Annotated in this window: 22 protein-coding genes; 11 read left to right on the plus strand and 11 right to left on the minus strand. The window is 67.3% G+C overall.

Features of this window, described 5'->3' with window-relative positions; all coding sequences use genetic code 11:
* Nucleotides 1–14 precede the first annotated feature (14 nt).
* The 11 genes from IE278_RS31260 to IE278_RS31315 form a co-directional block, all read right to left on the minus strand.
* Entirely contained in the window at nucleotides 15–962 is a 948-nt protein-coding gene (locus IE278_RS31260) for a hypothetical protein (RefSeq protein WP_189776918.1), read from the minus strand.
* Nucleotides 963–1032: 70 nt separating this feature from the next.
* A complete protein-coding gene (locus IE278_RS31265; RefSeq protein ID WP_189776920.1) occupies nucleotides 1033–1482 on the minus strand; it encodes an RDD family protein in 450 nt (149 codons plus the stop codon).
* 4 nt (nucleotides 1483–1486) lie between these two features.
* A complete protein-coding gene (locus IE278_RS31270) occupies nucleotides 1487–1753 on the minus strand; it encodes a hypothetical protein (protein WP_189776922.1) in 267 nt (88 codons plus the stop codon).
* Between the two features lie 10 nt (nucleotides 1754–1763).
* The gene (locus IE278_RS31275) at nucleotides 1764–2654 is read right to left on the minus strand and encodes a hypothetical protein (RefSeq protein WP_189776925.1); all 891 of its coding nucleotides are present in this window, start codon (nucleotides 2652–2654) and stop codon (nucleotides 1764–1766) included.
* A gap of 21 nt (nucleotides 2655–2675) precedes the next feature.
* Complete coding sequence (locus IE278_RS31280; protein ID WP_189776927.1) at nucleotides 2676–3713, minus strand: hypothetical protein; 1038 nt, start codon at nucleotides 3711–3713, stop codon at nucleotides 2676–2678.
* Nucleotides 3714–4672: 959 nt separating this feature from the next.
* Nucleotides 4673–5302, minus strand: a complete 630-nt coding sequence (locus tag IE278_RS31290; RefSeq protein ID WP_189776929.1) for a hypothetical protein — start codon at nucleotides 5300–5302, stop codon at nucleotides 4673–4675.
* A 10-nt stretch (nucleotides 5303–5312) separates the two neighbouring features.
* Nucleotides 5313–7313 carry a hypothetical protein gene (locus IE278_RS31295; RefSeq protein ID WP_189776931.1) on the minus strand — a complete coding sequence of 667 codons (2001 nt, stop codon included), beginning with the start codon at nucleotides 7311–7313 and terminating at the stop codon, nucleotides 5313–5315.
* A 49-nt stretch (nucleotides 7314–7362) separates the two neighbouring features.
* Nucleotides 7363–7695, minus strand: a complete 333-nt coding sequence (locus tag IE278_RS31300; RefSeq protein WP_189776933.1) for a hypothetical protein — start codon at nucleotides 7693–7695, stop codon at nucleotides 7363–7365.
* A 15-nt stretch (nucleotides 7696–7710) separates the two neighbouring features.
* The gene (locus IE278_RS31305; RefSeq protein WP_189776935.1) at nucleotides 7711–8796 is read right to left on the minus strand and encodes a hypothetical protein; all 1086 of its coding nucleotides are present in this window, start codon (nucleotides 8794–8796) and stop codon (nucleotides 7711–7713) included.
* Nucleotides 8793–9461: a hypothetical protein gene (locus tag IE278_RS31310; RefSeq protein ID WP_189776938.1), complete on the minus strand. Its 669-nt coding sequence runs from the start codon at nucleotides 9459–9461 to the stop codon at nucleotides 8793–8795. Before IE278_RS31310 ends, IE278_RS31305 begins: the two co-directional genes overlap by 4 nt.
* 265 nt (nucleotides 9462–9726) lie before the next feature.
* Nucleotides 9727–10098, minus strand: coding sequence for a hypothetical protein (locus tag IE278_RS31315; protein WP_189777098.1), 372 nt, complete (start codon nucleotides 10096–10098; stop codon nucleotides 9727–9729).
* 351 nt (nucleotides 10099–10449) lie between these two features.
* Between IE278_RS31315 and IE278_RS31320 the strand changes: the two genes are divergently transcribed.
* The 11 genes from IE278_RS31320 (at nucleotide 10450) to IE278_RS31370 (ending at nucleotide 19561) form a co-directional block, all read left to right on the plus strand.
* Entirely contained in the window at nucleotides 10450–10731 is a 282-nt protein-coding gene (locus IE278_RS31320) for a winged helix-turn-helix domain-containing protein (RefSeq protein ID WP_189776940.1), read from the plus strand.
* A gap of 46 nt (nucleotides 10732–10777) precedes the next feature.
* Nucleotides 10778–12307 (plus strand): purple acid phosphatase family protein, encoded by a 1530-nt coding sequence (locus tag IE278_RS31325; RefSeq protein WP_189776943.1) that lies wholly within the window; start codon nucleotides 10778–10780, stop codon nucleotides 12305–12307.
* 527 nt (nucleotides 12308–12834) lie between these two features.
* Complete coding sequence (locus IE278_RS31330) at nucleotides 12835–13566, plus strand: hypothetical protein (RefSeq protein ID WP_189776945.1); 732 nt, start codon at nucleotides 12835–12837, stop codon at nucleotides 13564–13566.
* Nucleotides 13567–13587: 21 nt separating this feature from the next.
* Entirely contained in the window at nucleotides 13588–14484 is an 897-nt protein-coding gene (locus IE278_RS31335; RefSeq protein WP_189776947.1) for a hypothetical protein, read from the plus strand.
* Between the two features lie 37 nt (nucleotides 14485–14521).
* The gene (locus IE278_RS31340) at nucleotides 14522–15832 is read left to right on the plus strand and encodes a TadA family conjugal transfer-associated ATPase (RefSeq protein WP_189776949.1); all 1311 of its coding nucleotides are present in this window, start codon (nucleotides 14522–14524) and stop codon (nucleotides 15830–15832) included.
* A 76-nt stretch (nucleotides 15833–15908) separates the two neighbouring features.
* Nucleotides 15909–16883 (plus strand): type II secretion system F family protein, encoded by a 975-nt coding sequence (locus IE278_RS31345; protein WP_189777071.1) that lies wholly within the window; start codon nucleotides 15909–15911, stop codon nucleotides 16881–16883.
* Entirely contained in the window at nucleotides 16880–17812 is a 933-nt protein-coding gene (locus tag IE278_RS31350; protein WP_189776951.1) for a type II secretion system F family protein, read from the plus strand. Before IE278_RS31345 ends, IE278_RS31350 begins: the two co-directional genes overlap by 4 nt.
* Nucleotides 17813–17887: 75 nt before the next feature.
* On the plus strand, nucleotides 17888–18139 hold the full coding sequence (locus IE278_RS31355) for a hypothetical protein (RefSeq protein WP_055509289.1): 252 nt from the start codon (nucleotides 17888–17890) through the stop codon (nucleotides 18137–18139).
* A 112-nt stretch (nucleotides 18140–18251) separates the two neighbouring features.
* Nucleotides 18252–18632, plus strand: coding sequence for a TadE family protein (locus tag IE278_RS31360; protein WP_189777073.1), 381 nt, complete (start codon nucleotides 18252–18254; stop codon nucleotides 18630–18632).
* Nucleotides 18633–19067: a TadE/TadG family type IV pilus assembly protein gene (locus tag IE278_RS31365; protein WP_189776953.1), complete on the plus strand. Its 435-nt coding sequence runs from the start codon at nucleotides 18633–18635 to the stop codon at nucleotides 19065–19067.
* Nucleotides 19067–19561 carry a pilus assembly protein TadG-related protein gene (locus tag IE278_RS31370; protein WP_189776955.1) on the plus strand — a complete coding sequence of 165 codons (495 nt, stop codon included), beginning with the start codon at nucleotides 19067–19069 and terminating at the stop codon, nucleotides 19559–19561. Before IE278_RS31365 ends, IE278_RS31370 begins: the two co-directional genes overlap by 1 nt.
* Nucleotides 19562–19579: the final 18 nt, after the last annotated feature.

Consider the following 19579-nt stretch of genomic DNA (forward strand, 5'->3'; position numbering starts at 1 on the left):
CCTCGTGGCCTACGTCACTTGACTTGGAACGCGATACCTGTGGAACTCAGTGCGGTGGTGGATTTGTCGCCCTTATGGCGTGCCAGGAGTTGAATCTCTCCGCGCCACGGACCCTTGCGCAGATCTCCTGCCTCCTTGATCCGGAACTTCAGGCGCTTGCTGTCGTCACGTGACAGAGGGATGTCGGAGACGAGTGCGGCGTCGTCCTCAAGGTCCGGGGCCGCATCGGAGGTGGGGGTGGGGTCGGGGGAAGGGATGCGCAAGTCTTTCCACCCGTCCGGTGTCTTCCATTGAACAGACAGAGCAGAGGTCGATTCATCTGCCTTGCAATCGCCTTCGGCTTCTTCACACAAGAAGGCCAGGACCTGAATCTGAGGGTAGTCCACCGCAGAGCGATTGTTCACCGAGAATTCGTACTCGGCCCAGCCTCCCCTTCTCTGCACATACTCGGATCCGGATTCCGCCTTGACCTGAAAAATAGCCAATGGCGCTGATCCATGAGCGATGGCCAGCGACTTGCGTGCTCTGCTTATCTTGGCGGTGATGTCGATGGATTGGCCGCTGTTCGTGGGACGCATTCCAGGGGTCAGGCGAAGTCTCAGCGTGCTGCTGCCTGGTGGCAGTGTGGTCTGGAAGGTGCCACTGCGGCTTTCTGCACCCCCGGTATCCTTTGGTGAGAGCCGAAGATCCTTCCAGGAGGAGGCTCCGACTTCTTGATATTCGATGGAAACGTCACCCTTGGGTGCGTGTTTCAAACTGAGAGAAAGATTGACGTCGACTTCGCTTCGTTTCGATTCGCTGTTTTCCACTTCGAGAGCCAATGGTCCCGCTTCGCCGATCACGTAGTCGGACGGACTCTGGATTTTCATCCATACGGGACTTGTGGAAGAAGATTCACCCCCCTCGTGCGGCTCCTCACTCGTGCAAGAGGCAAGGGTTGCGATCGTCAGTGCCGCGACCATCGCTCGGGTATGGCGCATCTCGGTCCTATCCGTTCGACGATGTGAACGCCAAACGCGTTGGCGATCTCGGTCAGGCCTTTCGGTGCACGATACGTAGGCCCACCGCGTCCTGTTGTTCGACGTCGCTGTCCGTTGCCAGGTGGATGGGGACGAACACGACCGTCCAGTAGAAGCCGAAAAGCCAGCGGCCGGTGAGGCGGAAGAGGCCGGGGCGTCCGCCGTCGAGGGCGCGGACCACACGCAGGCCCGTGATCAGCTTTCCCAGGCTCGCTCGGGTCGCCAGCGTGAGCAGGACGTGGTTCACGAAGGAGAGGCCCAGGGCCGTGCCGAGCGCCGCACCCCACACCATGGGGGACTGTGGCCGGAGTTCGACCACTCCGTCGATCACCTTCACGCCGGCCGCGGCCCCGGCGACGAGGCCGCACACCAGGGCGGTGAGCGCGTCGATGGTCGCCGCGGTGATCCGGCGTACCTGGGTGGGGGCCGGGGCACGAGTCGGGGTGCGTTGCTGGTTGGCCACGGCGCTAGTTTCCGGTTCCTGTCTTCTTCTTGTCCGCCTCTTCCTGCTCCACGCGCTTGAGCGCCTTGTCTATCGCGGCGCGAGCGTTGGCCACGGCGTCGGTGATCTGCTTCTTGTGGCCGGACCACTCGCCGCGGAAGCGCTCAGCCTTGGGGCCCGTCCAGGTGTCGGTGCCACAGAGGTGCTGGACGTTGTCGACGGAACGCTCAAGTTCGTCCGCGTACTTCTTGAGGAGACGTACGTCCTCTCGGCAGTCGCTCTCTCTGGACATGTTTCCTTCCTCAGCCGGAGACGGGCGGGGTGATCAGCTCGGTGATCATCTTGCGCAGGGATGTCTTGCCTACGGGGCGCGCCTCGATGCCGGTCGGGGCGTTCGGCTTCTCGACGAAGACCGTCCACAGGGCCTTGTCGGTGGCGTACGTCGTCAGGAGGGGGCCCGGGGCGTCGGCGAGGAGCACCGTCTGGCCGACCACGAGCGCGTTGTTGATCGCCTCGCCGAGGGCGCGGCCGACGTTGTCGTCGCTGATCTGCTCGGGGGTGATCTCCTGGACGCGGCCGTCCTTGTCGGCGACCTCGAAGGGGTCGATGAACAGCTGCACCATGTCCGCCGCGTCCTTGGCGGAACTGGCGAGGGTGAACATGTGCAGGCCGCCGCCGGTCACCCGCTCCACGAGGTAGAGGTCCTCGGCGTGTATGTAGACCAGCATGTGCGTGACGCCGCTCGACGTGTGCTGCTCAACAGCCAGTGCGCGGGCGGCAGTTCGCCGCAGGGTCAGGGCGAGGCTCACCTCGGGGGTGATGCGCAGGTCGAGGTCCACGCCCGAAGGGACGGAACCGGGGTCCGTGCCCTCGCCGGATGCCGCGTCGCCGGACCGGGAGCTCGCGTCCGCCGCTCGCAGCACGGCGTCGAGTTCGTCGATGTTGGCGACCTCCACCGCCTCACGCGATACGAGGGACCGTAGTGCCGTGGCATAGACCCATTCGCGCTCCTGGCCGGACAGCGCACTGATCCGCGGCGTGGGGGCGACGCATTCGGTCAACGAGTCGGGATCGAGAATGGCGATCTCTTCATCGGTGAGCCTCAGGAGGGGCTGCGTTCCTCCTTCGGAAAGCGCCTCGGCCAGGATTCCGCGGAACTCCTGGAGGTCCATGTCGATTTCAGGGCTTTTCATGACTGTTAGTCCGATGCTCGCTTACCAGAAGCTGTACTTGCGGATGGCGTTGGGAACTAGGTTGGTGACGGCACTCTTGGCTCCGTCGACGATCTCGGCACCCTTGTCCTTGATGTCGTTGCCCCACTCCTTCGTGGCTTTCCAGGCCTCCTTGGCGCCGTCCTTAATGTCGTCACCCCACTTGTCCCAGGCCCAACTGCCCAGGAAGTAGGCCCCGGCCACGCCAAGAGCGACCCAGCCTACGACGGGGACCGCGGCGGCCACGGCGGCGGACGCCCCCAGCGCCGTGGCCATGCCCGCGCCACCCAGCACGGCTACGGCACCCGCGGCCTGGACGCCTCCCATGCCCCGGTCGACCCAGCCCTGAGCGCCTTCATGAGTGGGGAGGAACATCTCCTTGACGCCGCTCACCACGGCCAGCGGAAGAAAGACACGCGTGGCGAGGAAGCCGGTGCCGGGTGCCTTGCTGAAGAGCTTCGCGGCGAAGGGGATCTTCAGGCGTATGGCGGTGTTCCGGACCGCCTGCTGCCACTTCCACGGCTCCTTGTACCAGTTGCGGATCCTCTGGTCCTTGAGGAGCTCCTGCAGCAGTTCGCCACGCTTTGCCGCGGTGCGCGCTGCCGGTGATCCGAAGTATTTGTTGAGTTCCCATACGGCCCGTGCGCCGGCGACGTTCTGCCCCTGGGCCCACCTCTGGTAGAGGTGCATCGACGCTTCGATGGCCGTCGGGATCTTGAGGATCTTGAAGGGCGTCTTGATGTCCTTGAGGGTGCCCTCTTTGAACTCCTGCCACGTCTCCAGTGCGCCGGCGAGACCCGCGAAGGTGAGAACCGCCTCGGGGTCGTCCAGGGACAGCCCCAGACGTCGACGGATGTCCTTGGCCTCGTCCTGCGCCCAGGACGCCTTCTTCGGGAAGTCGGAGACGCCTTCCGCCTTCGCATCCCATTTCGCGAGGATGTTGCTGATCAGGCCGCCCTGGATGGAGAGTGTTCCTCCCAGTACGTCGACGGCGGCGGCCAGTTTCGGTGCCTGGACGTCGTCCATTCCCTTGAAGCCCACTGATTGATCCTTTTCTGTTCTGCTCTAGGACGCGATGAGTCCCTGCCGAAACCCGGTGACATGACTCTTCAGAGCACGAGTTGGCCGACTTCTGTTGCCTCGTCCGCCTAGTCCGCCTCGGCTGCCTTGTCGCCGGATTCGGCATTCCTGCCGCCGCGGGCTGTCGACGGGAGGGCCGCGGTCGCGGCGAGCGTGGCGGCAACGGGCAAGGAACGGCGCTTCACAGTGAACCCCCGTGAGACAAAGATGCAGTCAAGAGCAATGACGGTATCCGTGGGGCGATCGGTTTCGCTACAGCGAAGTTCCTTGCGCAGCCGGGTGGATCTGGATGAATCAGGGCAAGTGGTGAGTGCTCGCGGTCCGATCGTGTCCGGGTCCACAGGGTCGCGGTCCGCCGACAGAGGTGGCGGCACGGCATGGCATGTAGATGCTGTGAAGCTGTGTGGGCGAAACGCTCTTTGCATCTCTGCAGAGCAACGCGGCCTTCCAACCTGCTGTGATCGGGGGATCGCAGCTATCAGGAGTTGCTTTGCTGCACAGGAAGACGCGGTGCGCGTTGCAGTACCCGTCGCCGTACTCGCCCTTCCGCTGACCGCGTGCGGTGGCGCGTGCGGTGGCGGTGACGACACGGACGCCAAGCCGTAGCAGGCGGGGTCCCAGTCGGCGGCCGCGGCGTCCGAGTCCCCGGCCGAGGCTGCCTCCGGCGGCGCTCTCGAAGCCGACCAGAGCGCCACGGGCAAGGTCGAGGAGGGTGACATCGAGGTCACCTACGACGACGCGGCCGGCTGAGAGGACCCGTACGACATCGAGAACTGGAAGCGGGGAGAGAGTCATGTCCTGTGCGAGTCGTACCTGATCCCGGCGAACTCGAAGTCAGTGGAGGCGCGTTGGTCGGAGGAGGACGGGGAGCTGTACGTCTGGACGTTCAACGGTAAGTAGGCCAGCGGCGGGCCCCGTCCTCAGCTCGGGAGCTTGGACGGGAGGTCACACTTGGCGTCCTTGTGGGCCTGACGGGCGAAGTCGGTCGCCAGGTCGATGAGGGTTTGGCGGGCTTGCTTGTCCGAGGCTTCGAGGGGTTTGTGGACCAAGGCGAACACGGTCATGTTCCAGGGCTGCTTGCTGGATCTTTCACTGGCGTAGCAAGGGACCCAGATCGCGGCGACCTCCGTGTTGGAGATTCCCTTGACCCCGGCGTTGAAGTAGGTGCGGTCGCCGCCGGAGTTGGGTGGAATTTCGTTCGCCGCCCACTCTCGCCAGGGCCTTGCGGATCCCATTTCTGCGGACAGAATGAGGAGAATTTTGTCATCGTCTCCGTTCACATTGCAGCGGCTGTTGAAGTGCCAGTCTGCTGTCGTGTCCTGTGTTTCTTCGAAGTGATACGCAGAGGCTACAGGAAGCACGGAGTTAAAGATGCCGGTAGCTTTCTGTCTATCAGGTACGTTGCTGCAGACGTCCTCGGCCCGGATATCTCCGCGTTTCTCGAAAGCTCCGAGGGTGTAGGCGAGGAGTAGGGCGACAGCGGCAGTCGCGGCCACGCCACCATAGATGAATGACTTCCGGACGGGTCTGCGGTCGCTCGGTACCGTCAAGGCAGATCACCTATTCGTTTGCGCGTTCACTGTTCTCGGCATCGGTGTTTTGTATCATGCTGTTGGCGGATTGGAAGCCCCTGCCAGCCTCGCTGCCAGCCAGGGATTCGTAATTTTTGGAGCCGGTGGCCGAAATTACGGATTTCTGAGTGGTCAGGATGCTAGAACTCTTGATATCACTCAAACCTTTTACGTTCTGGTAGACTTGTTCTTTCTCTTTTTGGTCATTGTCGAAGCCGTCCAGGATTCCGTTGAAGACCTCGTCTGCCGCGGTGCCGGCCAATCCGCCGAGTGCGATGCCGCCCGGGCCGGTGAACGGCGCCGTTGCGATGGCTGTCGCACTGCCGACGATGGACCCTCCCCATGTACTCGCATGTTCCTTCCACGCATTGTCACGTGCAGCTACCTCGGTGTTGTCCATATTGGCTTGGAAGTACCGGCCTCTCCCGATGACACCTTGAAAGCGTCCGGTGTCGTAGGCGAGCATTTTGACAGTATCTTCGCTGCCTGGTGGGTAGGTGAAGGCACCGGGATGCTTTACCTGCCGCTCTGTCAATGCGGCTGCATACGCGTGCTGAGAGATGTTGAGGGTGTCGTATCCCTCTTTATTTCGGGCTAGTGCGTGCAGGAATCTTACTGCGTCGTGCTCCTGTACGCCGGCGGCGGTTTTTGGGTTCGCAGTTGGGTAAAGAAGGTGCCCGTTAGATTTGTCGTCAGTTAGTGCTTGATGTAGATCCGGCATGTAGTCGGCCGAGATGTTGGCGAAGCTGTCCGACATGTACTCGTGATTACGGAGTAGGTCCTGGTCTTTTGATACTGATGTCACCAAGGATCGGAACAAGTCGGCCTGGGCTTTTGTGTGTTTTGCGGTTTCTGTTGTTGCTTGTTCGCCTGGGCGGTGGCCCGTCATTGCTGCTTCTAGTGCGTGGCCCAGGCTGTTGCGGCCTGTCACGCTTTCTTCGCCCGGCTTGCTGTCGTTCGGCCACTCGCGTGATTCGAATAGGTACTTGAAGTTCGATTCCGGTTTGCCGGCCTCGTTTTTGTGCTTCGCTGTGAAGAACACCGTCGCCGCGGCCGGGCTGTTCGACAGGGCCTTCATGTAGCCCGTCAGGGGATCGTTGCCCTTGTCGTTGCCCACGTGGTTGAGCCTGCCCGTGGCTCCCCATGCAGGGCCGGGGCCGTTGAGGACCTGCTTGTCCTCCTTGATCAGTGCTGTTCCGTAGTCTTCGAGGAACTTGTCGTCGTAGTCGCCGAAGCGCATGAGATTGCTCATGACGAGGAAGCCTTTGGGGCCACCGGAGCTGCCGTACGGGGGAGGGCCCGGTTCTGCGATCGGGTTGCCGCCGAGCGCGACCATGTCCTTCTTCCACCGCACCATCGCCGGCGCGTCGGAGTTGGTCGCCGCGGCCACGGTCAGGCTCAGGTTCCTCTGCACCTCGTCGAGGGCGTCTGAGCTCTTGAAGTCCGAGGGGCGGCCGTAACCGGGAGCGCTGCCGAGATTGCTGATCCCGTACCAGAGCTGCAGCGTCTTCGCCGCTCCCAGGGCCCCTACGACCTTCTCGGCGAAAGGGTATTGGTCGTGGTTGAGAGCGAAGAGGGTGGTCAGTTCGTCGAGTTCCTCGGGAGTGAGGTCCTCGGGGTCCTTCTTCGCGAGGTTCGTGGCCCGTTTGGCATCCTTGGCCGCCGCGGCGTTGGCGGCCCGGGTCACCCGCGCCTCGTTGATCTGCACCATGCCTTTGAAGCCGGGGAAGGGGCTGTTGTCCATGTTCATGGACAGGTGGTAACGCCTCTTCAGCATGGGCAGTTCGTCCCGGGCCCAGCTCGCCACGTGCAGAATGTCCTGCAGTTCCTCGGCGCCCAGACCGTAGTAGGCGAGTTCCGTCTTGTAGTAGGACGCTCGGGTCTGGAGTGTCTCCTGGTCCCGGCTCACGGAATCGATCGTGCTCTTGAGCGCGTCCGGGTCGATGCCCGAGAAGACGATCCCGCCGCTTGCGTTGTCATCCTTGTCCATGCCCGCCGTCCCCGTTCGCAGCGCACCCGCTGCCGACCTTCAGCCGCTTTCAGTACATTCGCCTGTTGCGGTTCATAGCGCTGGCTTCCTCGGGCGTGACCTTCTCCGGCATACGGTCGATCTCGCGCTGCATGTCCGTAAGCACCTTGTCGATGCGTGCTCGTACGGTCCTCCGGTGGCCGACGACATCGCCGTGCCACTTGTCGGCCGTCTTGCCCACCCATGACTTCGTGGAGTTCGGGCCGCCCTTTCCGATGTCCCCCGCCCCCCTCTTCAGGGCGTTGACCAGGTCGGCCCGTTCCTTCTCAAGCTCTCGCCTCAGCCTCTGCAGTCGTTCCCGTTCCGGGTTGTCCTGCTTCGGTTTGGCTTCGTCGGCTGCCATTTCGCTCCCCGTCAGTCAGCGGTTGACCGACTGGATCTCCTCCACCGTGATGTTCTGCGTGGCCTCGATCGTGCCGTCGGGCATGCCTATCGCGCCCGCCTGGCCCGTGCCCGTCCAGCTGATCTCCCAGGTGAGCGCGGCCTTGAGGGGGAGGGTTTCGCCGCCGGAGGAGCGGCGGTAGATGATGCCGCAGGGCGGTGTCTCCCCGGCCTTGCCCTTGGCGTAGGGCTCGCCGATCCTGCCGTCGACTATCGGGCAACCGCCGTCCGCGGGGATCGTCGTGGCGTCCGCCGTGCCCGGGCTCAGCGTCAGGGACTTCGGCTTCGCCGTCGTGGTCGCCTGGATGTTGAAGCCGGGGACGTTGATCGCCGCCGTCGCCTGGACCTCGTCGAACACGGCCTCGTCCAGCCACGCCCACGTCGGCAGGTTCACCTTGGTGATCGCCTCGGGGGCCAGCGTCACCTTGGTGCCGGGCAGTTCCATGTGCTGGTACGCCAGCGCCGCCAGCATCTCCGGAGTGATGGCCTGCTCGTACTGCGGCGGCGGGGCCTCACCGTTGTCGACCCAGAAGGGGAGGTCGCTGCACGCGGTGCGCTTGAGGTAGTCCGGCTCGTTCGGGTTCTCGACGCCGGCCCAGAACATCCCCTCGCCGTCCTTGTCGACGTTGTAGTCCTTGTAGCCGGGGGTGTCGGTCCAGCCGTAGTCGTCCTCGTAGTGGCGTTGCATCTCGCCGATGGCTGAGCCCGCGGTTCCTGTGATGGCGGGGTCGTTCTGCCACCTGTCGATGTCGCCGGACATCTTCTTCTTGAAGTCCTTGGCGCCCATGTAGGGGGCGTACCAGCAGGGCGGGGGCGTCCAGTTGACGTCGGCGGACGCTACGTTTCCGGCTCCACCGCTTTTGGTCACGGCGCCGGAGTATTGGACGCTGGCCGCCGCGTAGATGCCCTTGCCGTCGCCGCCGCCCTTCTGGTCGGTCTTGGTGTCTCCGCTATTGCTCGGCGTCTCCGTCGCGTGAGCCGGTGCTCCGAGGGTGAGCGCACCGAGGGTCAGCGCCAGGACAACTGTGCCGCTTCTGAGGGGCGTACGCCGTGATGTGTTCACTGGCACTTCGCCGCCTTCGTCTCGACGAACACCTTGGATGCCTGCCACAGGCCGTCACCGGTGGGGAACTTGACCATGATGATCTTGAAGTAGTCGAAGCCGTCGATGCTGGGCTCGGTCTTCAGGACCTTCCCGGTCTTGACCTCTTTGCTGTAGAACTTGTTGGAATCCACGCAGAACGCGACTTCCACGGAGTTGCCGTTCGTGGTGGACCGGGTCGTAGCCTGGTAATGACGCCGGGTGCCGGTGGCTGTCCAGTCACCGTCGACCCTCCTGTCGATCTGCGTCTTCGCGTAGGTCACGCCCTCACCGGTGGCGTACGTGGTGATGGCCGCGTCCTTCGTCGTGCGCTTGTCGATACCCCGGTAGATCGCGCGAACGTAGTTCGCGGCGTCATCCATAGCCGCCGCCTCGTTCTTAGCCTTCGGCTTCTCCCAGTCGAAGACCAGGTTCATGTCCTTGGGCAGGGACACGTCCACCCCGTCGGGGCTGTCCTCGGACGCCCCCGCCGGTTCCGCCGACTTCGTCGGCTTCTTCGAGCCCTGGTCGGCGCCCGCGATCTTGTCGTTGTCGCTGGACTTGTCGTCCCCACCGCCGCACGCCGTCAGCAGCAGGGCCGCGGTCGCGGCCAGCGCGGCAGCAACGGGCAAAGATCGGCGCTTCACAGTGAACCCCCGTGAGATTTAGATGTATTCAAGAGCCACGACGGTATCCGTGGGGCGAACGCTTTCGCTACCGCGAACTTCCCTTCGCGGACGGGCGGACCCGGAGGAATCAGGGCAAGCCGATGGCGCAAGTGACCCGATCGTGTCTGAGTGCACAGCGGACCCGGACATGCCCCCGGATATGACCCACGCATGGCCCCGCCCATGCCTCGGGCCCCGGACGTCGACAGGCGTCCGGGGCCCGAGGCGCCTCAGTTCCAACGCTCTACCACTCCACCGCGCCGCGCTCCGGCGTCCGGCAGCGTGGGCACCCGCACGGCGGATACGCCGACGTCTGCGGCAGTGGCGGCGGCAGCGGGCCCGCTCCTCCGCCGGTCCGGATCTCGACCCTGCTCCGTTCCCCGGTCACGGCGCCCCGCGCGTCGACCGTGTACACCCGCAGGGTGAGGCGCGCGCCCTGACGCGGGGGTCGCGTGAGTTCCAGTACGTCCGTCATCGGCGGGTACTGGTCCGCGCACTCCGGGCACGCGTAGACGTTGAAGCCGGGGCCCGTCGCCGCGTGTACCTCGTGGACCAGTACCGGCTGGGCCGTCACGCGGTGGCAGCGCGCGCACATCCGTACCGCGGGGCGCGTCATCGGGCGGCCACCGGGACGCCGTGAATGCCGTGTTCCGCCGCGCGGCGGCCGCGGACAGAGCTGAAACGGGGCGGGGGGACCGGGATGAACCGGAGGGGTGGGAGTGACCCCAGCCGGTGACGGCCGCTCGGGCGCGGGGTGCACACGTTCAGCACCCAGGCGAGGAGGCGGAGAGTAAGGTCCAGCACGTTGACGCTCCTAAGCAAGCGTTGGCCATGCCCCGGGACGGTTCGCGCCGTCGCCGGGGTGTTTCACGTGACAAGCACGCTACAGGGTGCACATGGGAGGTGTATAGCGGTTTGCAGTGCTCCAAGGAGTCATGCAGTTCCGTGCTGTCGTACGTTGTTCGATATGACACCAGAGTCAGGGCAGTCGCCGATCGACCCGACGAAGATTGCTTACGTCTATATGCAGATGGCGGACCACATCGAGGCCCGCATCCGTTCCGGGGAACTGTCACCCGGGGCGCGCCTGCCGGGTGAGCGTGACCTGGCGGAGGAGTACGGGGTCGCGCATCTGACCGCCCGCCGGGCGACGCGCGAACTCCGCGAACGCGGACTAGTCGTCACCCTCCCCGCCAAGGGCACCTTCGTCGCGTACCCCGAGACGACAGGCGACGGTCAGGAGGAGTAGGACCGCGGAGGAGTTCGCGTTCACCACACGCGGGCACAAAACAGGCATGCCATGCTGCTTCGCCGCTCCGCACGCCCTCCTCCGAGTCCTCCACTCCGCCGCCCGTCGCGGTACGGCGCAGGTCCGTCCGCCGTACGACCCCGATCGCGACCCCGACGCCGTGTCGGCCGTCAATCTGGAACTGGTGACTCTCACCGAGGACCGGGCCGTCATCACCTGGCACACCGGTGTGGAGGGCAGCGACGACGGGCTCGGGCGGATGGTCCCCGCGTCGACCGAGGGCGAGGTCGTCTACGGCACCCACCCCGCCCACCTGAACCAGACCGCCTCCGAGGGTCGCCACACCGCCCACCACTATGTGGAGCTGACCGGCCTGGAGCCGGGGCAGACGTACTACTACCAGGCCCGTTCCCGAGGTTCGGCGGCCACACCCACCCCCCTGCACCTGGTGAGCGGCAACGCCGTCGGAACCTCTCTCCACGGGTTCGGCTCCCGCGGCGGCCCGTACTCCTTCACCACGCCCCAACCGCCGCCCGGACGCCACCTGTTGTCGATCGCCCTCTGCAACGACCTCCACCTCGGCGAGACCACCGCCGGACTGGTGACGGGCATGCCGTTGATGCGGGGCATCTCCCAGCAGCTCGGCCTCGGCCCGTACCCGGAGATCATGGGGCGGGCGCTGGTGGAGGAGGCGCACCGGCGTGGAGCCGGTCATCTGCTGGCGGCCGGGGACATATCCGCCGGCGGGGCGCCGCGGGACCTGGCGGAGGCCAGACGCCTGCTCGACGGGTTCGGCACGTACGGGCAGGACTACTTCGTCGTACGCGGAAACCATGACCGGCGCGGCCGGCCCGGCCTGCACGGACCCGGCCTGCACGAAGAGCGCGGGGACACCTTCCTGGACGCCTTCCCGGCCGGCGGTGGCCCGGGTGGTGGCGGCCCGGGTGGCGGGTCCGCGTACTTCGCGCGGGACCTCGGCGGGCTGCGGATCCTCGGGCTGGACACGTACGAGAAGAAGGGGAGCGGGGCCGGTTCAGGCGGGCTCTCCGACGAGCAACTCGCCTGGTTCCGGGCCGATGTGCGGGCCCACAAGGACCAGCCCACCCTGGTCTTCGGCCACCACCCGCTGACCGTACGCAACTCGCCGTTCCCCGTGACGAGCGGCCAACGCCTCAACCGCCGCCAGGCCCGCGCGATCCTCGGCACGTACGCCGCCGCCCCCGGCGTCTTCCTCCACCACGCGGGCCACACCCACCGCAACAAGCGCACGGTCCTCCCGCAGGCGCGGCACGTCACCTTGCAGGAGGTGGGCGCCGTGAAGGAGTACCCCGGCGGTTTCTGTCTGCTGCGGATCCACACGGGCGGCTACGCCCTCAACTACTACAAGACCGGCAGCGGTCCGGCGCGGGAGTGGAGCGAACGCAGCAGGCGGGTGGCGGCGGGCCTGTGGCCGCAGTACGCCCTCGGCCGCTCGGTCCGCGACCGCAACAGCGTCGTCGTACGCGATCTTTCGGGCATCACGCCGGCCGAGGCGGGGCTCTCCGCCGTGCACGGCCGGGGGAGCGGTCGCCGCTGATACCGACTTCCCCCCTTAGGGCAGTTCGCCGGCAGACGTGCCCCGTCGCCGCCACACCCCCGTCACCGACAGCCCCGTCACCGGCAGCCACCCGTGGCCGGAGATCTTCCCGCCGCCCCCACGCCCCCACGCCTCCCGTGAGCGTGTCGTGCAGGGATGGTGGACGCAGCGTGACCGGCACTCGACGGGTCGGCAGTGGGGGATTCGCTGGTGCACAGCAGCCATCCCGTGCGTGATTCCGTGTGCGGCAGCTTTTGTGGCGTGGAACCGGACGGCCCGCGTTGCGCGTGGATACCGTCGTGGTGGGTGGGGTTCGCGGGCGTGGTCGCGCCTTGAGGGGCTTATGTGCTGCTGATACGGTGCGGTGGCTTGACACTCGTTCCGGCCGTGGTTGTTCGGCAGCTTTGCGGCGGATGTGCGACCAGGTCGGGCGGTACGCCCGGTGAGGGCCCAGTGCCCGGAGTGCGTCAAGTGTGTCAAGTGTCCTGAATGACGAAAACTTTCTTGGGTGTACGGGGAGCGGTTGCGTGAAGATCCAAGAGCGTACGGGGGCGGGCAACAACCGTTCCTCCGCGCCGGTTCAGCCGACGATGGGGGAGCGTCTTCCCTCGCCGCCCCGCGAGCGCAAACCCGCACTGGCCGCGCTCGCGGTGCTGCTGATCCTCGTGGGTGCGCTCGGCGCGACCATGCTCGTACTGCGCGCCGGGGACCGCGTCGAGGTCGTGAAGGTGACCAGCGACGTCCAGGCCGGTGAGTCCGTCGCCGGCAAGGTCGCATCGGTGCTGGTGGCCGACGACGCCGGGGTCAACTACATCCCGTGGACCCAGGTCGACACCCTGAAGAAGCTCAAGGCCAAGTCCACGATCTACGCGGGCACCCTCGTCATCGGCGAGATGTTCGGCACCGAGGCGAGCGTCCCGGCCGGCAAGGCGATCGTCGGTCTCTCCCTCAAGGAGGGCCAGTACCCGCAGGGCATCGCGCCGGGCGACCTCGTGGCCGCCTACCAGGTCGGCAACAACGCCGGTAACAACGCTGGCGCGGACGACAAGACGGGGTCCGGAGCCACTGGTTCCACCGGCTCCGCCGACACCCCGATCGTCGACGACGCCCGCGTCACCAAGGTGCCGAACGGCAGCGACAGCACCATCAGCAGCACCAACCAGCGCGTCACCGTGATCGTCGACGAGAGCGATGCCGCCGCGCTGACCCGCGCCGCCGCGGCGAACGCGGTCGCCCTCGTCAAGGTCCCCGGCAACTAGCGGCGGAGAGTCACACACACCATGGCCCTCATCGCCCTCGCCGCGGACAAAGGCTCCCCCGGCGTCACCACGACGGCCGTCGCCCTCGCGGCGGTCTGGCCGCGCCGCGTGCTGCTCGCCGAGACCGACCCGGCCGGCGGAGACCTCGTGTACCGCAGTGCCGCGGCGCACGGCGGCCCGCTGAACCCCAACACCGGCATGCTGTCCATAGCGGCCACGGCCCGCCGCGGTCTCGTACCGGACCAGATCTGGGACCACGTACAGCCGTTGAGCGGTGGGCTCGACGTGCTCGTCGGGCTCGCGCACGCCGAGCAGGCGGCCGGGCTCGCGGGACTGTGGCCCACCCTCGGCCGTGCCTTCGCGCAGCTCGCCGACTCCGAGCACGCGCCCGCCGACGTCATAGCGGACTGCGGACGCATCAGCGGGGACTCCCCGGCCGTGGAGATGTTCGCGCAGGCCGCGCTCGTCCTGCTGGTGTCGCGCACCGAGCCGGAGGCCATCGCGCGGGTACGCGACCGGGCCGCCGCGCTCACCGCCAAGCTGCACGGCGGACCGCGTGGCGCGGCGGCGCTCGGCACGCCCCTCATAGGCGTCGTACTGATAACCGACCCGGGCGACTCCGCGAAGATCGTCCACCAGGTCAACGACATGCTGATGGCCTCGCAGACCGGCGCCCGCGTCGTCGGCACGATCGCCGAAGACCCCACGGGCGCAGACCAGTTGGCCGGCCGCAAGCGCGGCCGGCTCGACAAGTCGCTGCTCATCCGCTCGGCGCGCAAGGTGACCTCGGACCTCTACCAGCAGTTCGGCGCGGCCTGGTCCGTACCGACGGCCGGCGGTCCGGGTGGACCGGGCGGCGGTCCGGGCGGTCCGGGTGGCGGTCCGGGTGGCCGGCCGACCGCCGGAGCCGGCCGATGACCGTGGCCGACACGCAGAGGGCGACGGGGGCCGGCCGATGACCGCTGTCGACCATCAGCTCGTCAAGCGGTTCCGGCAGGAGGCCGGTGACCGTATCGCCGAGCAGCGCCGCCTCGACCAGGTCTCCGGCGTCACGCCGATGTCCAACGAGGACGAGCGCCAGTACGCCCGCGCGGTCATCGCCCAGATCCTGGAGGACTACGCGCGCACGGAGATCAACTCCGGCCGTACGCCCCTGGACGCGGAGACCGAGGAGCAGTACGCGGCAGCCGTGCACGCCGCACTCTTCGGCGTCGGACGCCTGCAGCCGCTGCTCGACAACCCCGAGGTCGAGAACATCGACATCAACGGGTACGACCAGGTCTTCGTCGGCTACGCCAACGGCGAGGAGGTCAGGGCCGATCCGGTCGCCGAGACCGACGAGGAGCTCATCGAGCTGATCCAGATCCTCGGCGCGTACTCGGGGCTCTCCTCCCGGCCCTTCGACTCCGCGAACCCGCAGCTCGACCTGCGGCTGCCGGACGGTTCGCGACTGTCGGCCGTCATGGACGTGACCCGCAGACCCGCGCTGTCCATCCGTCGCGCCCGCATGGGCAAGGTCTTCATGTCGGACCTCGTCGGCAACGGCACGCTCACCCCCGAGGTCGGCCACTTCCTGGCCTGCGCGGTCCGGGCCCGTAAGAACATCATGATCGCGGGCGCGACCAACGCCGGTAAGACGACGCTCCTGCGCGCGCTCGCCAACGAGATCCCGCCGCAGGAACGCCTCATCACCGTCGAACGCGCCCTGGAGCTGGGTCTCGACACGTTCCCCGACCTGCACCCGAACGTCGTGGCGTTCGAGGAGCGGCTGCCCAACTCCGAGGGCCAGGGCATGATCTCGATGGCCGAACTGGTCCGGCGGTCGCTGCGTATGAACCCCTCGCGCGTCATCGTCGGCGAGGTACTCGGCGACGAGATCGTGACCATGCTGAACGCGATGTCGCAGGGCAACGACGGCTCACTGTCCACGATTCACGCCAACAGCTCCCACGAGGTGTTCAACCGCATCTCCACCTACGCGCTCCAGGCCACCGAACGCCTGCCCATCGAGGCCAGCCAGATGCTCGTCGCGGGCGCGGTCAACTTCGTCGTCTTCGTCCAGCGCCGCAACAACTTCGAGTCGGGCGGCCGGCTCCAGCGCGTGGTCACCTCGATCCGCGAGGTCAACGGCGTCGACGGACGCGTCCTGTCCAGCGAGGTGTTCGCCGAGACACCGGACGGCCGGGTCCTGCCGCACGCCCCGATCTCCTGCCTCGAAGACCTGATCCAGTACGGCTATCGCCTGCCCGGCGGGAACTGGGGGTGAACTGATCATGCATGCACCGACCATGACCATGGGGCAGTCAGGCGTGACTCTGGCCGCTCTCGACTCGCTCGGCTCCATGGGCGGACTGTTCTCCACGACGGTCCTGTACGCCCTCGCGTGCGGCATCGCGGTGGGCGGCGGCCTCGCCCTGTTCGCCGTCGCGGTCCGCGGCCTGCCCGCCAAGCCCGACCACGAGAAGCAGAAGGCGAGCGAACGGGCCTCCGAGCTCGTACGGTTCGCCGGCCGCCGCGGGTCCGTCGCGGCCCTCGCCGGCATCGTCGTCCTGCTGCTCACCCGGTGGGCCGTCGCCGGTATCGCCACCGCCGTCCTCGTCTTCTTCTGGGACAAGCTCTTCGGCGGCGCCTCCGAGGAGAAGGCCGCCATGAAGCGCGTGGAGGCGCTGGCCTCCTGGACCGAGTCGCTGCGCGACACCATCGCGGGCGCGGTCGGCCTCGAACAGGCCATCCCCGCCTCCGCCCGCGCCTCCGCGCCGGTCCTGCGCCCGCACCTCGACGCCCTCGTCGACCGCCTGCGCTCCCGTACGCCGCTGCCGGAAGCCCTGCAGCAGCTCGCCGACGAGATCGACGACGCCTCCGCCGACATCATCGTGGCCGCGCTCATCCTCAACGCGCGCCTGCGCGGCCCGGGTCTGCGCCAGGTGCTCGGCGCGCTCGCCAAGTCGGCCCGCGAAGAGGTCGACATGCGCCAGCGCGTGATGGCCCAGCGCGCCTCGACCCGCCGCTCGGTGCAGATCGTGGTCGCGGTGTCGATCGCCTTCGTGCTCGGCCTGTCCATCTTCAACCGCGAGTTCGTCGAACCGTACGGAACGGCCGTCGGCCAGCTCGTACTCGCCTGTGTCTGCGGGCTGTTCGCGCTCGGCTTCTGGTGGCTGCGCAAACTGTCGACCATCGAGACGCCGGAGCGGTTCCTGGTGCGGGACGAGTCGGCGGTCCAGTTCGTCCGCCCCCGTACGTCGCCCGGGTCCCAGCCGCCGTCCTCGTCCCCGCAGCAGTCCCTGCCGCTGTCACCGGAGGAGGGGGTACGCCGATGAACTCGACCCTGACCCTGCCCGTCCTGGTCGGCGCCGTCCTCGGCCTGGGCATCTACGTCCTAGTCCGCGCCCTGATGCCGGCCAAGCGCAGCGCGGTCGCCCAGGTCGCCCGCATCGACGCGATGCGGGCACGGGGAGCGGCGTACGAGTCCGCGCACCGCACCTCCGACGCCGACGGCGGACGGCTCGGCAGCGTACGGGCCCGGGTGGGTCAGCGCGTCGCCGAGCTGTACCTGCAGCAGGGCTGGGAACAGCGCTCGCTGCGGGCCGACCTGGCGGTGCTCGACCGCAGCTGGGAGAACTTCCTCGCGACGAAGGTGCTGCTGGGCGCCGCGGGAGTGTTCTTCGGGCCGCTGATGTTCGCGGTGGTCTGGACGCTCGGCTTCGGCCGCAGCCCCGCCATCCCGGTCTGGCTGGCCCTGCTCTTCGCGATCGTCTTCTTCTTCCTGCCGGACCTCGAAGTGCGGCGGGACGCGGCCGAGAAGCGGCGCGACCTGCGGCGCGTCATCGGGGCGTACCTCGACCTGGTGTCCATGAGCCTGGCGGGCGGCCGGGGTCTGCCCGAGGCGCTGATGGCCGCCGCCGAGGTCTCCGACGGCTGGGCCACGCAGCGCATCCGCAACGCGCTCGCGGACGCCCGGATCACCGGCATCAGCCAGTGGCAGGCCCTCGGCACGCTGGGGGAGGAGATCGGCGTCGAGGAGCTGAAGGACCTGTCGGCCTCACTCGCGCTCGTCGCGGACGACGGGGCGAAGGTGCGTGAGTCGCTCGCCTCGCGCGCCGAGACGATGCGGCACCGCGAACTCGCCGAGATCGAGGGCAGCGCGGGCGAGAAGTCGCAGTCCATGCTCGTGGCGCAGCTGCTGCTCTGCGCCGGTTTCCTGGTCTTCCTGATCTTCCCGGCGGCGATGCGCGTGTTCCAGGTCTGAGCCCGACGACAACCGACAACTGCTTCTGCGAACTGCCCTGAACTGCCCTGAACTGTTTCGAGAGGACAACTCACCATGAACGGACGGAACTACAGCACCGGGATCCCGGGGGTGGACTTCCTGATCACCTTCCTCCAGGGCCGGGTGCAGCGCGCCCGCTCCGGCGAACTCGACCGCGGTGCGTCCGCGGTGGAGTGGGTCATCATCTCGGCGGTCGTCGTGGCGATCGTCGGCGTGGTCGCCGCGATCATCAACGCCGCGCTCAGCGACGGCGCCAACAAGGTCGGCGACTGCATCAAGGGCGCGGACGCGGGCAGCACCTGCTGATTCCGCGACTGTCCCTTCTCTCTCGTACACGGGGTTACTGGTGAGCGCACGACGCCTGGTCCGCTGGGTACGCCGCCGGGTGGAGGCCGCCTCCGCCCGCGGCGACTCCGGCATGACCGCGATCGAGTTCGTGCTGCTCACACCGGTCCTCTTCTTCATGATCTTCGCGACGGTGCAGTTCGCGCTGTACTTCTTCGCCGACCACGTGGCACAGGCGGCGGCCCAGGCCGGTGCGCGCAAGGCCCGTGCCACGGCCGACGAGTCCCCGGGCGCGTGGCGCGGCGAGGCGCGGGACGTCGTGGACAGCTACATCGCGCAGCTCGGGCCGCAGCTGGTCCTCGGGCCCGACGTGAATGTGCTCCAGCCGGACCAGAACACGGTCGGGGTGGAGATCACGGCGAAGGTGCCGTCGGTGTTCCCGGGACTGGATCTGACCGTGCACGCGCGGTCGGTGGGGCCGGTGGAGCGGTTCGTCGAGGATGACGGGAACTAGATGCGCCCAGTTGTGAGGCGACTGCTCTCGCGCAGCGCCGCCCTCGGTGACCGGGGGCTGTCCACCGTCGAGGTGGTGATCCTCGCCCCGGTGATGATCCTCTTCATCCTGGTGCTGGTGGCCTTCGGGCAACTGGTCGACGGACGAGGGGCGCTCGACGGGGCCGCCCGGGACGCGGCCCGCTCCGGTTCGCTGCAACGGGACGAGGGTTCCGCGATGGCGGAGGCGCAGAAGGCCGCGGACGCCGACCTCGCGGACGTCTGCGCCGGCCCGGTGACGGTGAACAAGACCAGCGCCGGTTTCGAGGACGCCGACCTCTTCACCGTGGAGGTCAGCTGCGAGGTGCGGGGTCTGGCGATGCTGGGTCTGGACGTACCGACCCGCCTGGAGGCGTCGTTCACGTCACCGCTGGACCCCTTCAAGAGGAAGGCGTGATGGCGGGCGTGAGGGCGGCTTTCAGCGGACGTACGGCGGACCGGGTGCGCGGGTGGGCGGCGGCACGCCGCGAACGCCTCGACGACCGGGGGTCGGGCGCCGGCGCGGTGATCATCTTCGCGCTCGTGTTCCTGTCCCTGTCGGCCTTCGTCATCGACGGCGGCCTGTCCATCTCCAAGCGCGAACGGGCCGCCGACATCGCGGAACAGGCCGCCCGTTACGCGGCCCAGGACGTCGACCTCGACGCCCTGTACGAGAACGAGGGCGGCGGCGCCCCGATCCTCTTCGAGAACTGCGGCGCCCGGGTCAAGGCCTTCGCCCAGGAGATGGGCATGACGGGCCCCGACATAGCCGCCACGAACTGCGTCGCCGCCAACGCCGACCAGGTGGAGGTGGAGGTCCAACTCACCTACTCACCGGTCTTCACAGGCATGTTCTACGGCGGCGACGTGACGGTGCGGGGGCGGGCCGTGGCGGAGAACGAGGTGGGTTGAGCCGGAGGGCAGCCACGA

The organism is Streptomyces tauricus, assembly GCF_014650955.1.
In the GTDB taxonomy this organism is placed as follows: domain Bacteria; phylum Actinomycetota; class Actinomycetes; order Streptomycetales; family Streptomycetaceae; genus Streptomyces; species Streptomyces tauricus.

What these genes read in the sequence shown, in the direction of transcription:
- IE278_RS31320 (WP_189776940.1), top strand. Translation starts at nt 10,450, where the DNA reads ATGACACCAGAGTCAGGGCAGTCGCCGATCGACCCGACGAAGATTGCT.
- IE278_RS31345 (WP_189777071.1), top strand. Translation starts at nt 15,909, where the DNA reads ATGGGCGGACTGTTCTCCACGACGGTCCTGTACGCCCTCGCGTGCGGC.
- IE278_RS31355 (WP_055509289.1), top strand. Translation starts at nt 17,888, where the DNA reads ATGAACGGACGGAACTACAGCACCGGGATCCCGGGGGTGGACTTCCTG.
- IE278_RS31365 (WP_189776953.1), top strand. Translation starts at nt 18,633, where the DNA reads ATGCGCCCAGTTGTGAGGCGACTGCTCTCGCGCAGCGCCGCCCTCGGT.
- IE278_RS31350 (WP_189776951.1), top strand. Translation starts at nt 16,880, where the DNA reads ATGAACTCGACCCTGACCCTGCCCGTCCTGGTCGGCGCCGTCCTCGGC.
- IE278_RS31370 (WP_189776955.1), top strand. Translation starts at nt 19,067, where the DNA reads ATGGCGGGCGTGAGGGCGGCTTTCAGCGGACGTACGGCGGACCGGGTG.
- IE278_RS31360 (WP_189777073.1), top strand. Translation starts at nt 18,252, where the DNA reads ATGACCGCGATCGAGTTCGTGCTGCTCACACCGGTCCTCTTCTTCATG.
- IE278_RS31275 (WP_189776925.1), bottom strand. Translation starts at nt 2,654, where the DNA reads ATGAAAAGCCCTGAAATCGACATGGACCTCCAGGAGTTCCGCGGAATC.
- IE278_RS31340 (WP_189776949.1), top strand. Translation starts at nt 14,522, where the DNA reads ATGACCGCTGTCGACCATCAGCTCGTCAAGCGGTTCCGGCAGGAGGCC.
- IE278_RS31295 (WP_189776931.1), bottom strand. Translation starts at nt 7,313, where the DNA reads ATGGACAAGGATGACAACGCAAGCGGCGGGATCGTCTTCTCGGGCATC.
- IE278_RS31335 (WP_189776947.1), top strand. Translation starts at nt 13,588, where the DNA reads ATGGCCCTCATCGCCCTCGCCGCGGACAAAGGCTCCCCCGGCGTCACC.
- IE278_RS31325 (WP_189776943.1), top strand. Translation starts at nt 10,778, where the DNA reads ATGCCATGCTGCTTCGCCGCTCCGCACGCCCTCCTCCGAGTCCTCCAC.
- IE278_RS31270 (WP_189776922.1), bottom strand. Translation starts at nt 1,753, where the DNA reads ATGTCCAGAGAGAGCGACTGCCGAGAGGACGTACGTCTCCTCAAGAAG.
- IE278_RS31260 (WP_189776918.1), bottom strand. Translation starts at nt 962, where the DNA reads ATGGTCGCGGCACTGACGATCGCAACCCTTGCCTCTTGCACGAGTGAG.
- IE278_RS31300 (WP_189776933.1), bottom strand. Translation starts at nt 7,695, where the DNA reads ATGGCAGCCGACGAAGCCAAACCGAAGCAGGACAACCCGGAACGGGAA.
- IE278_RS31315 (WP_189777098.1), bottom strand. Translation starts at nt 10,098, where the DNA reads ATGACGCGCCCCGCGGTACGGATGTGCGCGCGCTGCCACCGCGTGACG.